Origin of the sequence: Streptomyces sp. 35G-GA-8 (assembly GCF_023534745.1) — a bacterium.
Classification (GTDB): Bacteria; Actinomycetota; Actinomycetes; order Streptomycetales; family Streptomycetaceae; genus Streptomyces.
In genome coordinates, this window is sequence record NZ_JAMHJQ010000001.1 from 455,092 (window position 1) to 468,219 (window position 13,128).

14 protein-coding genes are annotated in these 13,128 nt (G+C 71.0%); 2 read left to right on the forward strand and 12 right to left on the reverse strand.

Features of this window, described 5'->3' with window-relative positions; translation table 11 throughout:
- Window positions 1-147 precede the first annotated feature (147 nt).
- The 3 genes from M1203_RS01955 to M1203_RS01965 all read right to left on the reverse strand — a co-directional run bounded on the left by M1203_RS01955 (window position 148) and on the right by M1203_RS01965 (window position 2,501).
- Window positions 148-1,617, reverse strand: a complete 1,470-nt coding sequence (locus tag M1203_RS01955) for a hypothetical protein (protein ID WP_249947674.1) — start codon at window positions 1,615-1,617, stop codon at window positions 148-150.
- Window positions 1,618-1,753: 136 nt separating this feature from the next.
- Window positions 1,754-2,140, reverse strand: coding sequence for a PPOX class F420-dependent oxidoreductase (locus M1203_RS01960; RefSeq protein WP_249947675.1), 387 nt, complete (start codon window positions 2,138-2,140; stop codon window positions 1,754-1,756).
- 109 nt (window positions 2,141-2,249) lie between these two features.
- A complete protein-coding gene (locus M1203_RS01965; protein ID WP_249947676.1) occupies window positions 2,250-2,501 on the reverse strand; it encodes a helix-turn-helix domain-containing protein in 252 nt (83 codons plus the stop codon).
- A gap of 64 nt (window positions 2,502-2,565) precedes the next feature.
- On the opposite strand from M1203_RS01965, the gene map reads away from it, so the two are divergent.
- Window positions 2,566-3,333: a type I methionyl aminopeptidase gene (map, locus tag M1203_RS01970; RefSeq protein ID WP_249947677.1), complete on the forward strand. Its 768-nt coding sequence runs from the start codon at window positions 2,566-2,568 to the stop codon at window positions 3,331-3,333.
- A gap of 120 nt (window positions 3,334-3,453) precedes the next feature.
- Here the strand turns inward: map and ggt are convergent, their stop codons facing one another.
- Window positions 3,454-5,274 (reverse strand): gamma-glutamyltransferase, encoded by a 1,821-nt coding sequence (gene ggt / locus M1203_RS01975; protein ID WP_249947678.1) that lies wholly within the window; start codon window positions 5,272-5,274, stop codon window positions 3,454-3,456.
- Between the two features lie 105 nt (window positions 5,275-5,379).
- Here ggt and M1203_RS01980 point away from each other — a divergent pair, with 105 nt between their 5' ends.
- A complete protein-coding gene (locus tag M1203_RS01980; protein ID WP_249947679.1) occupies window positions 5,380-6,102 on the forward strand; it encodes a hypothetical protein in 723 nt (240 codons plus the stop codon).
- A 183-nt stretch (window positions 6,103-6,285) separates the two neighbouring features.
- Here M1203_RS01980 and M1203_RS01985 read toward each other — a convergent pair whose 3' ends face one another.
- The 8 genes from M1203_RS01985 to pcaC all read right to left on the reverse strand — a co-directional run bounded on the left by M1203_RS01985 (window position 6,286) and on the right by pcaC (window position 13,090).
- Window positions 6,286-7,206, reverse strand: a complete 921-nt coding sequence (locus M1203_RS01985) for an amino acid ABC transporter permease (protein WP_249947680.1) — start codon at window positions 7,204-7,206, stop codon at window positions 6,286-6,288.
- A complete protein-coding gene (locus M1203_RS01990) occupies window positions 7,203-7,847 on the reverse strand; it encodes an amino acid ABC transporter permease (protein WP_249947681.1) in 645 nt (214 codons plus the stop codon). Before M1203_RS01990 ends, M1203_RS01985 begins: the two co-directional genes overlap by 4 nt.
- 10 nt (window positions 7,848-7,857) lie before the next feature.
- Window positions 7,858-8,796, reverse strand: coding sequence for a glutamate ABC transporter substrate-binding protein (locus tag M1203_RS01995; RefSeq protein ID WP_249947682.1), 939 nt, complete (start codon window positions 8,794-8,796; stop codon window positions 7,858-7,860).
- A gap of 13 nt (window positions 8,797-8,809) precedes the next feature.
- Window positions 8,810-9,553 (reverse strand): amino acid ABC transporter ATP-binding protein, encoded by a 744-nt coding sequence (locus M1203_RS02000; protein WP_249947683.1) that lies wholly within the window; start codon window positions 9,551-9,553, stop codon window positions 8,810-8,812.
- 158 nt (window positions 9,554-9,711) lie between these two features.
- Window positions 9,712-10,152, reverse strand: coding sequence for a DUF6278 family protein (locus tag M1203_RS02005; RefSeq protein ID WP_249947684.1), 441 nt, complete (start codon window positions 10,150-10,152; stop codon window positions 9,712-9,714).
- 86 nt (window positions 10,153-10,238) lie between these two features.
- Window positions 10,239-11,018, reverse strand: coding sequence for an exodeoxyribonuclease III (locus tag M1203_RS02010; RefSeq protein WP_249947685.1), 780 nt, complete (start codon window positions 11,016-11,018; stop codon window positions 10,239-10,241).
- 30 nt (window positions 11,019-11,048) lie between these two features.
- Window positions 11,049-11,681 (reverse strand): MBL fold metallo-hydrolase, encoded by a 633-nt coding sequence (locus M1203_RS02015; protein ID WP_249947686.1) that lies wholly within the window; start codon window positions 11,679-11,681, stop codon window positions 11,049-11,051.
- Between the two features lie 116 nt (window positions 11,682-11,797).
- A complete protein-coding gene (gene pcaC, locus M1203_RS02020; protein ID WP_249947687.1) occupies window positions 11,798-13,090 on the reverse strand; it encodes a 4-carboxymuconolactone decarboxylase in 1,293 nt (430 codons plus the stop codon).
- Window positions 13,091-13,128 lie beyond the last annotated feature (38 nt).

The following is a 13,128-nucleotide window of genomic DNA, read 5'->3' on the forward strand; positions in this document are numbered from 1 at the left end:
ACTGGGGCAAGACCATCGCCGTTAACCAGCAGAGTCGATCAAGTTTCACACCCGAGCGGTCGACATTGGGCAAGATGCATCAATCGCTCAGGCCCAGGGCCGGTCCCGATCGAGCACCGAGGCCGGTCCGCTCACCTCCGGGGCCGGTCAGGTGGCGACGATCCCCGCCACCCGCAGGGCATGTACGAGATCGCGCTCACGGGCCACCGAGACCGCGCGGGCGGCGTCGATCAGCTGCGGGACCAGCCGGCGCGGATCGGGTACGGCGATCCGCACCGCGTCCTCGGGCGTACGGGCCTGGACGAAGGCGCTCAGCAGCGCGTGCGCCTCGTGGGCGCGGCCCGCCTCGCCGAGTGCGAGTACGGCGTCGCCGATCTCCTCAGCGGGACGGGAGACACCCTGGCGCAGCAGCTGCCCGCAGTCACCGTCCCGGCCCGCGGCGGCGAGCGCCCCGGCCGCGGCGGCCAGCCGCGCGGGTGGCAGGAAGGCCGCTTCCCAGAGCAGCTCGGCCCAGTCGGCGCCCAGTCCGGCGCGATGCAGTTCGGCGGCGAGCAGCGGGAACTGTTCGGGGGGCCGGCCGGCGGCTTCGCAGAGCACGACATGCGCCTCACCGGTCCTGCCCTCGGCGCGCAGCCGGATCAGCGTGTCGACCATCTCGGCGGCGGCCCGCAGATCCGCCGCGGAGTGCCGGGGCTCGGCCGGTTCGACGGGCGCGGCGGGCACGCCGCCGAAGCGGGCGCCGCGCGGGGAGGCGGGGGCGGACGGCGGTGGTACGGGGAGCTCCGCCGCGGGCGGCGTCTCGTCGACGTCATCGACGTCGAGCCCGGCGAAGCGGGCGCCACGGGGCCTTCGCCGGGGCGCGGGCGCGCGTTTCCTCTTCTCCTCGGGCCCCGGCGTCTCCTCGGGCTCGGGCGCCGCTCGGGGAGCGACGGAGGCGGGGGACTCGGGGGCGTCGGCGGGCCTCCCGCCGGGCGCCCCGCCACGGCTGCCCGCGCCGGGCCTCTCCCCGCCGGGCCTCTCCGCGCCCGGCCGGTCGAAGACCGAGGGCTCCTCCGCGCGGAACCAGCTGTCCGGGGCCGGTGGGCGCACGGGCCCGGCGGCGCGTGCCGGGGGCGCCAACGACTCCAGCCGGGCCCGGAGTTCGGCGCAGCGCGCGGAGGCACGAGTGTGGTCGTCGCGGATCCAGGCGAGGTCGTGGGCGAGCTGTTCGGCCTGGGGCGTGCGCTCCGGAGTGGTACCGAGCAGCCGGACCAACTCCTCGGCCCGGCCCGCCGCGTGCATCTGCTCACGCACCATCAGCCGCAGCCGGTCGGACAGCGCCTCCGGCCCGCCGGGGCGGCGGTCGTACGCGGTGGCGGACGCCGTGTGGAGCCGACCCGCCCGCTCGGTCTCGGCGGCCACCACCCGGTCGTCACGTCCGGCGGCGAAGTCCTGGAGCAGCGATTCCACCACGTCCCAGGGCGGCACCTCGGTGCCCTCGAAGCAGGCGCGCAGACCATCGGGGTCACGGCGGCGGAAGACTCCGTACCAGCCGCCCTCCGGGTCGAGGAGGGACGTCAGGTCCCTTAAGTACCGGGCGAACGCCCCGATATCCGCTGGAAGTTGACGCACCGCCATCGCCGGCCCCGTTCCTGCCCCGCCGTGCTCCGCCGGAGGAAGCCCTCCGGTCCGCTGGCATTCGACCTCAGTCGTGTTACAGCGCGGCTACGGACAGTTTTCCGGCGCGGTTCGGGTGCCTCACCGGGCCATGGGGTCAGAAGGTGACGGCGATGCCGGTATGCATGCGCTTGCCGCGCCGTACGACCCTGGCAGGCCAGTCGATCAGCCAGAACTGCCAGGTGTACTTGCGGGTGAGCAGCTTGCGGATACGCTCCAGCGCCGCCGGCTCCTCAAGCAGCCGCGCACTGCCCTCGGCGCTCGGCGCGCCCTGCGCGATCCGGCCGCGCACATCACACGCCGTCACCACGACCCGGCTGTTGTTGCGGATCCGCTTGACCTTCCAGGCGTCGGACCTGGTCCAGATGAGCAGTTCACCGTCTTTCACCGCGTGCCAGACGGGGGTGGCGACGGCCGTGCCGTCCTTGCGGTAGGTGGTGAGGCTGACATAGCGGCTACGGCCGAGTGCGTCGAGGGTCGTCACGGGCGGGAGACTACGCGGTCCTCGCCCTCCTCGACAGCCCGGACCACCCGTGACCGCGCGAGAGACCGGCCCGTGACCGGACCGGGATCGGCCCGGAATCAGCCCGGGATCAGACCGGCACCAGCACGCAGCTCGCGGCGATCTCGTCCATCGACAACCCCAGTGCCCCGGCCAGCGCCGCGACGGTGAAGAAGGCGGGCGTCGGCGCCCTGCCGGTCTCGATCTTGCGCAAGGTCTCGGCGGAGAGCCCGGCGACCGCGGCGACCTCCACCATGCTGCGCGAGCCCCGCGCCTCACGGAGCAGCCGGCCGAGCCGCTCGCCGCGCTCGTGCTCTTGGGGGGTGAGTGGACTACGTACCATCCCGTCATTGTAATACCGCCGCACAAGGGTGCCCGATTCTCCGGCGACCGGTATAGTTATTGGAATGGTGGAGATCAAGACCGATGCGTCCCTGGACGCCATGCGCGCCGCCGGCCGGGTCGTCGCACAGGCGCTGACAGCGGTACGGGAAGCGGCGGCCGTGGGCAGTACCCTGCGCGCCCTCGACGAGACCGCCCGCGCGGTCCTGCGCGAGGCGGGCGCCGGTTCGCCGTTCCTCGACTATCACCCCGACTGGGCGCCCACCCCCTTCCCCGCCGTCATCTGCGCCTCGGTCAACGACGCGATCGTGCACGGCATCCCCGACGGCTACCGGCTGCACGACGGCGATCTGGTGAGCATCGACTGCGGTGCGGAGCTGGCCGGATGGGTCGGCGACGCGGCGATCAGCTTCACGGTCGGCCGGCCCCGCCCGGACGACATACGGCTGATCGACACGGCCAACGAGGCACTGGAGGCCGGAATCGCGGCGGCCGTCGTCGGCAACCGGATCGGCGACATCGCCCATGCGATCGGCCGCGTCTGCCGCCGCGCGGGCTACGGCATCCCCGACGGTTTCGGCGGCCACGGCGTGGGCCGGACGATGCACGAGGACCCGGGCGTACCCAACGAGGGCCGCCCGGGCCGGGGGATGCCGCTACGGCACGGCATGGTGCTGGCGATCGAGCCGATGCTGATCGGCAGCGGCACCGACCGGCACTTCACGGCCCACGACGGCTGGACGATCCGCACCCTGGACTCCAGCCGCGCCGCCCACGCGGAACACACGGTCGCGATCACCGACGAGGGCCCGAGGATCCTGACGGCGCTCTGAGCACACGAGCGCATGAGCGAGCACATGAACGCGCGGGCACACGGGGCGCACGGAGGGTCCCGCCCCGGCCGGAAGGGCGGCGGGGCGGGACCCGGGTGCCTAGTCGTTCCGGGCGCCCTTCTACTTGCCGTCCGGGCGTACCACCATCGCCGAGCCGCCGCCCCTGCGGACCTTCTCGGCCGCGGCCTGCCAGCGGCCGTCCGGCAGTCGCTGTACGCCGGTCGCCGCGCCGATCTCCGGGTTCTGGGTGAAGACATGGCCCAGCGCCTCCAACTGCCCACGCACCGGGCTGTTCCAGAGGCCGGGCTCCAGCTCCGTGGCCGCCCCGTTGCGCTGGCTGGCCCGGGGCGCCGCGATCGCGTCGACGAGCGGCAGACCTCGGTCCAGCCGGCCGGTCAGTGTCTGGAGCACGGTGGTGATGATCGTCGCGCCGCCCGGCGAGCCGACCGCCAGGACCGGCCGGTCCTTCGAGTCCAGCACGATCGTCGGGGAGATCGACGAGCGCGGTCGCTTGCCCGGTCCCGGCAGGTTCGGGTCGTGGACGGCCGGGTTCGCCGGGGCGAAGGAGAAGTCCGTCAGCTCGTTGTTGAGCAGGAACCCCCGTCCCGGCACGGTGATCGCGCTGCCGCCCGTCGACTCGATGGTCAGCGTGTAGGCGACGACATTGCCCCATTTGTCGGCCGCCGTGAGATGCGTGGTGTTCTCGCCCTCGAAGGTGGTCGGCGCCGCCGTCCCGCCGCGCCCGCACGGCTTGGGATCGCTCGGATCACCGGGCGCCAGCGGGCTCTTGAGGACCGCGTTGTCCTTGATCAGACACCCGCGCGCGTCCGCGAAGCGCTGCGACAGCAGTCCCTTGGTCGGTACGTCCTCGAAGGCCGGGTCGCCCACCCAGCGGCCCCGGTCCGCGAAGGCGATCCGGCTCGCCTCGATGAAGCGGTGCAGATACTGCGCCTCGGTCGCCTTCGAAAGGTCCGTGCGCTCAAGGATGTTGAGCGCCTCGCCGACGCTCGTACCGCCCGAGGACGACGGCGCCATCCCGTACACGTCGAGTCCCCGGTACGAGACCTTGGTCGGCGCCTGCTTCTTCGTGCGGTAGCCGGAGAGGTCGCGTGTGGTCAGATCGCCGGGGCGGGCGTCGCGGCCGGAGTCCGGGTTCACGGGGGGCTTGCGTACGGTACGGACGATGTCGCGGGCCAGCTCGCCCTCGTAGAGCGAGCGGGTGCCGGTACGCCCCAACTCCTTGTACGTACGGGCCAGATCGGCGTTCTTGAAGGTGGAGCCGACGACCGGGAGCTGTCCCCCGGGCAGGAAGAGTTCGGCGGTGTCGGGGAAGTCGGCGAACCGCGCCTGGTTCGACTGGGTCTGCGCGCGGAAGGTGTCGTCGACGACGAAGCCGTCCGTCGCCAGCCGCTCGGCCGGCTTCAGCAGTTGGGAGAGCGAGCGGCTGCCCCAGGCGTCGAGAGCGGCCTTCCAGGTGGCGGCGGTCCCCGGCGTACCGACGCTGAGACCGCTGGTCACGGCGTCCGCGAAGGGCAGCGGTTTGCCGTTCTCCAGAAAAAGCGAGCGGTCGGCCGACCCGGGAGCGGTCTCACGGCCGTCGATGGTGTGTACGGTACGGGACTTGGCGTTGTAGTAGACGAAGTAGCCGCCACCGCCGATACCGGCGGAGTACGGCTCGGTGACGCCGAGCGCGGCGGCCGTGGCCACGGCCGCGTCCACGGCGTTGCCGCCGTTCCTGAGCACCTCGATACCGGCGGCCGAGGCGTCGGCGTCGACGCTCGCGACCGCTCCCCCGTGCCCCGTCGCCACCGGTGTCTTGGCCGGCGGAGGTGCCTGTGCGCCGCTCGTCCCCGAGACCGAGGGTGGCGCGCACGCGCCCACCGAGAGCAAGGCCGCGGCAACAGCCGACAACGACACATTCCGCACAGCGGAGCGACGCATCCGTACCTCCAGTCGAGAACTGTGCGCGCAGCGTAACGCCGACGCCCCCGCTCCGTCAGGACCGTCTCGAACCGCGTTCGCCTCGTCCCGCTACGATGCGCGCCCATGAATGACGACATACGCAACATCGTGCTCGGCGTAGTCGCCGCCGGTATCAGCGCTTCCCTGGGCTGGCTCGCCCGTACGTATCTCTGGCGCCGCAGGCTCCGCCGCAAGCAGGCGTTCTTCGGTCTGCCCGGAAACTCCGAATGTCTGCTGGTCGTCAATCGTGAGGCGGGCAGCGACGGGGCCGTTCACCGCTACGATGTCTCCGCTCTGCTTGAGCTCGCCGCGCTGATCAAGGACTGCGGGGCACACGCGGAGATCGTCCAGCACGACTCGGCGCGCCAGGGCTTCGGGGAGCGTACGGAGTTCTGCCTCGGCGGGCCGTACTCGAATCGGCGAATGGCCGCGCATCTGGGCTCACTGCTGCCGGGTGTGAAAGTCGACACCAGTACCGAATCCGGCCCGGACCGGGGCTCGTTCCAGATCGGCTCCGAGCGCTACCGCGCGGAGGGGGGCGTCACCGAGTACGTCCTGCTGGCGCGGCTCACCGCCGGTGAGGAGGCGCGGCCGGTCTTCCTCTTCTGCGGCCAGCGGGCGATCACCAACCAGGCGGCCACGCGCTATCTGTTCCGCCATCACGAGAAGCTGGCCCGCAAGCACGGCGGTAACTCGTTCTGTCTGCTGCTGAAGGTGGTCAACTCGGTGGCGTACGGTCCCGATGTGGTGGAGCTGGTCGCGGATGTGACGCGGGCGGCCCACCAGCCGCTCCCCGCCGCCGCGTGAGGGACGGCGGCGCGTGAGCAGCGGAGGCGCGTGAGTGACGGCGCGTCCCAAGTGGCCCGCCCGCCGGGCGCGCTCCCCGCGGAGCACAACCCGACCGGCGCGCAGCTGACCTTCTTCCCGTCCGTACGAGATCCGTACGAGAAGTGATCTCCGGCTGCCGCCGGACGGGCCACTGCCCCTGAGCTACTGCCCGCCCGGCAGCAGCGTCCCTGGGGAGGCCGGGGCGACGCCCACGGCCTCGGTTCTCGGGTTGCGCCGCTGCCGCCCGGCCAGCCAGTGGGCGAACCAGGAGAGCAGCATGCACATCCCGATGTAGATCGGTGAAATCACCATCACCACAGGGATGAACGGCAAATCGTAGTCGAGATTCGAGGCGATGAGCTTTCCGGCATGGAGGAACTCCTCATAGGTGATCAGATAGCCGAGTGATGTGTCCTTGAGAGCGACCACCAGCTGGCTGATGATCGTGGGCAGCATGGCGCGGACCGCCTGCGGCACCAGCACGTACGTCATGACCTGCGTCTTGCGCATGCCGAGCGCGTACGCCGCCTCCCGCTGACCGCGCTCCACCGAGTTGACTCCGGTACGGAACACCTCGGCGAGCACGGAGCCGTTGTAGAGCGTCAGTCCCGCCACCAGCGCGGGCAGCGCCTGCACCTTCAGGGCCACGAAGATGAAGAAGATCATCACCAGCACGGGCATGGCGCGGAAGAACTCGACCAGCGCGGTGGCCACCCAGCGCACCGGCCGGTGCTCGGAGAGCCGGCCGCAGGCGAGGACCGCGCCGAGTACGAGCGAGAGCACCGCCGCGTACGCGAAGGCCTTGAGGGTGTTGCCGAGGCCGCGCAGCAGCAGATCCTGGATGCCCTGGTACTCGAAGGGGGACCACTTGGTGGCGGTGAACTGGTCGGTGGCGAAGAGAAGATAGAGCAGCCAGCCGAACAGCGCGGCGACCGCCGCCGTCGCCAGCACGCCGTACCAGCGGTGCCGTCGCTCCGTCCGGGGCCCCGGGAAGTCGTACAGCGCGGACGAATCGCTCCGGGACGTCTTCGCCGTCCGCGACGTCCGCGGAGGCTTCGGTGTCTTCGAGGCCGTCGAGGTCATCGGGCGACTCCCCAGTGCTTCTCCATGAAGTGGAACAGCGCGCTGATGGACAGGGTGATGATCAGATAGCCGACGGCGATCCAGACGAAGGTCCAGACGATGCTGTAGCCCATCTCGTTCAGGCTCTTGTACGTGCCGAGCAGCTCGGTGACGCTGAACGCCCCCGCGATCGCCGAGTTCTTGGCGAGGGCGATCAGGGTGGAGCCGATGGGCGGGATGACCGAACGGAACGCCTGCGGCAGGACGACTCCGCTCAGGGTCTGCCCGAAGGTCATCCCGAGGCTGCGGGCCGCCTCGCCCTGCCCCTTGGGCACGGTGTTGATGCCCGAGCGCAGCACCTCGCAGATGAACGCGGAGGTGTAGCAGCCGAGCGCGAGGACCGCGAAGAGCTGGAAGGGCAGGACGAGACCGAAGCGCGGCAGCCCGAGGACAACCGCGAAGAAGAGCAGCGTCAGGGGGGTGTTGCGCAGGACGGTGACCCATGCGGTGCCCAGCGCCCGCAGGGCACGGACCGGCGCGACCCGGAAGGAGGCCATCACGAACCCGAGGGCCAGCGCGAGCAGCGAGGCGTAGACCGTCAGCTCGACCGTGCCGAGGAAGCCCTTGCCGTAGAGGGTGAGGTTGTCGGTGAGTACGTCCATGGCTCCTGCCTCAGCTCGCCGGGTAACGGTCGATCGGCGGGGGCGGGGTGGCCCGGCGCCCGGAGAGGCCGAGGGTCGCGTCGTACGCCTTCTGCCAGTTGCCGTTCCTCTCGTTGGCCGCGAGGGCGTCGTCGAGCGCGAGGCGCAGCGCGTTGTCGCCGCGCGGGACACCGATGCCGTAGGGCTCCTTCGAGAAGGGTTCCCCGACCACCTTGAGTTCGCCGGGCGCCTTGGCGGCGTAGCCCTGGAGGATGGTGTCGTCGGTGGTGACGGCGTCGACCTGGTAGGTCAGCAGATTGTCCACACAGGCGGAGTACGTGTCGTAGCCCACGAGTTGGATGCGCGGGTAGTCCCGCTGGATCCGCTGGTACGGGGTCGATCCCGCGGCCGAGCAGACGCGTTTGCCGTCGAGGTCCCGCGGCCCGTGGATGTCGTGCTCGTCGGCCCTCACCAGCAGCGACTGCCCGGCCAGGTAGTACGGGCCGGCGAATCCGACGAGCTTCTTGCGGTTCTCATTGATGGTGTACGTGCCGACGTAGTAGTCGATCTGCCCGTTCTGCAGGGCGGTCTCCCGGTTCGCGGAGGCGATCGTACGGAAGCGGATGGTCTTCGGAGCGAAGCCCAGGGACGCCGCCATCATTTTGGCGATCTCGATGTCGAAGCCGGAGTAGACGCCGGTGGCCGGGTCCCGCTCCCCCATGTACGGCTGGTCCTCCTTGACGCCCACGATCAGATACCCGCGCCGCTTCGCCGCGGTCCAGGTCGGCGACTCGGGCAGCCGGAAGGCGGTGTCCACTCGGTAGTGCGGCAGCGTGTCGGCCCGCGGGCCCTTCACGGGCGGGCTGCCCGGCTTTCCGCAGCCCGCGGCGAGCGCCGCCAGCAGGGCGAGCAGGAGGGGCAGGAGCGCCGTGAGGGTTCTCCTCGTCCACGGTGCGCGACCGGGGATCATGGACCGCACCCCCTCAGTGCTTGAGGATCTTGGAGAGGAAGTCCTTCGCCCGGTCGCTCCGCGGGGCGGTGAAGAAGTCCTCCGGGGTGCGGTCCTCGACGATGCGGCCGTCGGACATGAAGACCACGCGGTTGGCCGCGGAGCGGGCGAAGCCCATCTCATGGGTGACGACGACCATCGTCATGCCTTCGCGGGCGAGCTGCCGCATGACTTCGAGCACCTCGTTGATCATCTCCGGGTCGAGCGCCGAGGTCGGTTCGTCGAAGAGCAGGGCCTTGGGGTCCATGGCGAGCGCGCGGGCGATGGCGACGCGCTGCTGCTGACCGCCGGAGAGCTGCGCCGGCAGCTTGTCGGCCTGGGAGAGAAGTCCCACGCGGTCGAGCAGTTCCCGGGAACGCCGGTCGGCGTCCTCCTTCTTGCGCTTGCGCACCTTGATCTGCGCGAGCGAGACATTGTCCAGCACGGTCCGGTGCGCGAAGAGGTTGAACGACTGGAAGACCATGCCCACTTCCGCGCGGAGCCGGGCGAGCCCGCGGCCCTCGGCCGGCAGGGGCGTTCCCTCGATGGTGATCCGGCCCGACTCGATCGTCTCCAGCCGGTTCATGGTCCGGCAGAGCGTGGACTTCCCGGAGCCGGAAGGGCCGATGACCACGACCACTTCGCCGCGGGCGACCGTCAGATCGATGTTCTGGAGGACATGCAACGGTCCGAAGTACTTGTTGACGCCTCGCAGCTCGATCAATGAATCGACGGCCATACGCTGCCCCACCCACTCCCGGCTGTGTCGAAGTCAGCGCAAACTATCCAGCCGGACAAGGGACTTCGTGCTCGACACGCACATGTGGGGCATAAGCCGTATTTACTGCACAGGACGACATACGGCAGCGGAGGACCGACCGCGCGGGAGGCCGGGGGTCAGGCCTCGGCGGCCTCCGCGTAGACCTGGGACAGCTCGGGCGCTCCGGTCGCCGCCCAGTCGAGACCGGACTCGACGACCGGGATCTCGCGCCCGGAGACGAGGCGCACCACGGGGTGTCCGCCGGGCCAGATGTGCCAGAGCGCGCCGGGCACCGTACGGACGATCACCGTGCCCAGATACAGCCCCGCGTCGTTGCCCAGCCAGGGCAGCTCCTCGGGGTCGTCGCGCCAGCGCGGCGGCAGCTGGTCAAGGGCCTCCAACGAGGCCGGGGAGTCGTCCAGTTCAAGACCGTTCTCCCCCGCCCGGGCACGCAGCAGCTCGCACTCGGCGAGCAACTCGGCCACGCCCTCCGGGTCGCCGTCGACGACGGAGGCGAGCGAGGCCGCGTCCTCGCCGCCGTGCCGCTTGCGCCAGTTGTCCAAGAAGGGGATGTTCATACCGCTCAGCGTGCCATTCCGCTTCCCGGCGCACCATAGGGCGCGCGGGCCGGGCGGCGGGCCGGGCGGCGGGCCGGAGGCCGTCCTCAGACGTCGATGTCCACGACGACGGGGGCGTGGTCCGAGGCGCCCTTGCCCTTGCGCTCCTCGCGGTCGACATAGCTGTCCTTGACGGCGCCCTCGAACGGCGCGTTGCCGTAGACCAGGTCGATGCGCATGCCCTTGTTCTTCGGGAAGCCCAGCTCGCGGTAGTCCCAGTAGGTGTACGGGCGGTCGTACTTGAGCGGGCGGGGCACCACGTCGGAGAGCCCCTGCTCGCGCAGCGCGGCGAGCGCCGCACGCTCGGCGGGGGTGACATGCGTGGCCCCCTCGAAGCGGGACAGGTCCCACACGTCCTCGTCGGCCGGGGCCACATTGAAGTCACCGAGCACCGCGAACGGCCGCGCGCCCGCCGCGTCGTCGGCCACCGCCGCGCGCAGCGCCTCCAGCCAGCGCAGCTTGTACGCGTAGTGGTCATGGCCGACCTCGCGGCCATTGGGCACGTACACCGACCAGAGGCGGACGGGGCCGCAGGTCGCGGAGATCGCGCGCGGCTCCGTCACGCCCTCGTACTCCGGTCCGCCGGGCAGCCCCGGGACGATGTCCGTCAGGCCGGCCCGGGAGATCAGCGCCACCCCGTTCCACCGCCCGGTGGCGTTGACCGCCGACTCGTAGCCCAGCTCACGGAGCTGTTCCGCGGGGAACTGCTCCTGCGTGCACTTGGTCTCCTGGACGCACAGCACGTCCGTACCGGTGCTCTCCAGCCAGGCCAGCAGCCGGGGCAGCCGGGCAGTGATCGAATTGACGTTCCAGGTCGCGATGCGCATGCGGGACAGCCTATCGGCGGGGTCCGACAGTCACAGTTCGACGGAGCGCCCCGGGGCGAGCCTGCCGTGTTCCGCGCCGCCCAGACCACCGATCTGGGTGTCGTAGATGGGCCGGGCCAGCTCCGTGATCAGCGCGTCGTGGACATCGAAGGAGCGCCGCGGCTTGACCTCGCGTACGTACTCGATCACCTCGGAGATCTTGTTCCAGGGTGCCTGTACGGGCAGGAGCAGCGTCTCGACCGGCTGGTCGGGGACGGTCAGCGCGTCGCCGGGGTGGAAGACCGAGCCGTCCACGAGATAGCCGACATTGGTGATCCGCGGGATGTCCGGGTGGATCACCGCGTGCAGCTCGCCGTGGACCTGGATGTCGAAACCGGCGGCGGAGAAGGTGTCGCCGTGGCCGACCGTGTGGACGCGCCCGGGGAAGGCGGCGGAGAGCTGGTCGGCGACGCTGCGCAGCGTCCACAGCTCGGCCGTCGGGTTGGCCTCAAGACCGGCCCGCAGATGCCCCTCATGGAAGTGATCGGGGTGCTCGTGGGTGACCAGGATGGCGTCCGCGCCGGTCGTGGCATCGTCCTCGGTGTAGGCACCGGGGTCGATGACGAGCGTACGGCCCTCCTTCTCCAGCCGGACACAGGCGTGTGTCTTCTTGGTGAGCCTCACCGCTGACCGCCTCCCTCGCTGTCGGTGCCGCTGTCGGTGCCGCTGTCGGTGTGGTTGTCGGTGCGTTCTCGGCGCGGTTGTCGGTGCCGGGCGCACGAGCGCACACCGCCATCCTGCTACGCCTCGGGCGTGGTCTCCTCTTGGATCACGGTCCGCGCCACCCGGAACGCCGTGTTCGCGGCCGGGACCCCGCAGTACACGGCCGTCTGGATCAGCACTTCCTTGATCTCGGCGGGGGTGAGGCCATTGCGCAGCGCGGCCCTCGTGTGGAAGGCCAGCTCCTCCAGATGGCCGCCCGCGACCAGCGCCGTCAGCGTCACGGCGCTGCGGGTGCGGCGGTCGAGGCCCTCCCTGGTCCACACCTCGCCCCAGGCGTAGCGGGTGATCAGCTCCTGGAAGTCGCCCGTGAAGTCGTCGGCGGCGGCCATGGCGCGGTCCACATGGGCGTCGCCCAGGACCTGTCGGCGCACCCGCATGCCCGCCTCGTACGGGTCGGGCCGCCCGGTGGTCACGGCCTCGGGCTGCTCGACGGGGGCGATCTCGGCGATCGGGCCGACCGTCGCCGAGAGCGAGGGCACGGGGCCCCGGTCCGGCAGGACGGTGAGGCCGGTGGAGGTGTCGGACGGGTTGTACCAGGCGGTGGAGAAGTGGTGGACGAGCAGATCCGTGACGGCGGCGGGCTGCTCGACGGGAGCCAGATGGGAGGCTCCGGGCACCAGCGCGAGCCGGGCGTCCGGTATCCCCGCGACCAGCGTGCGCGCCTCGGCGGGCCCGGTGACATGGTCCTCGGCGCCGACCAGCACCAGGGTCGGTACGGTGATACGGCCCAGCTCCGCCCGGATGTCGAAGGCGGCCAGCGCCTCACAGGAGGCGATGTAGCACCCGGGATCGGTGGTGCGGACCATCTGGACGGCCCATTCGACGATGGCGGGCTGCGCGGCGGCGAAGCCCGGGGTGAACCAGCGTTCGGGCGCGCTGCGGGCCATCGGGTCGAGTCCGTTCGCACGGACGATCACACCGCGCTGACGGAACTCGTCGGCCGTACCGAACCGGGGCGAGGCGGCGACCAGCGCGAGCGAGGCGATCCGGTCGGGGCGGCGCAGCGCCAGCTCGGCGCCGATGGCACCGGCGATGGAGCAGCCCACATAGCCGAACCGCTGCACCCCGATCTCGTCGAGCGTGGCCAACAGCCGTTCCGCCAGCTCGGGGATGCTGGTCGCGGGGTGCGCGGGGGCGCCGCCGTGACCGGGCAGGTCGAAGCGGAACACCCGCCACTGGCGGGCCAGCTCGGGCACCTGGCGATCCCACATGTGCCAGGTGGTTCCGAGTGAAGGTCCCAGGATCAGGACGGGCGCCTGCTCTGGCCCGTCAAGACGGTATTGGAGGGTCTGCGACGTCGTTTCACTCACGGGTCCGAACCTCTCACACCTCACTCTCTCCCCTGACA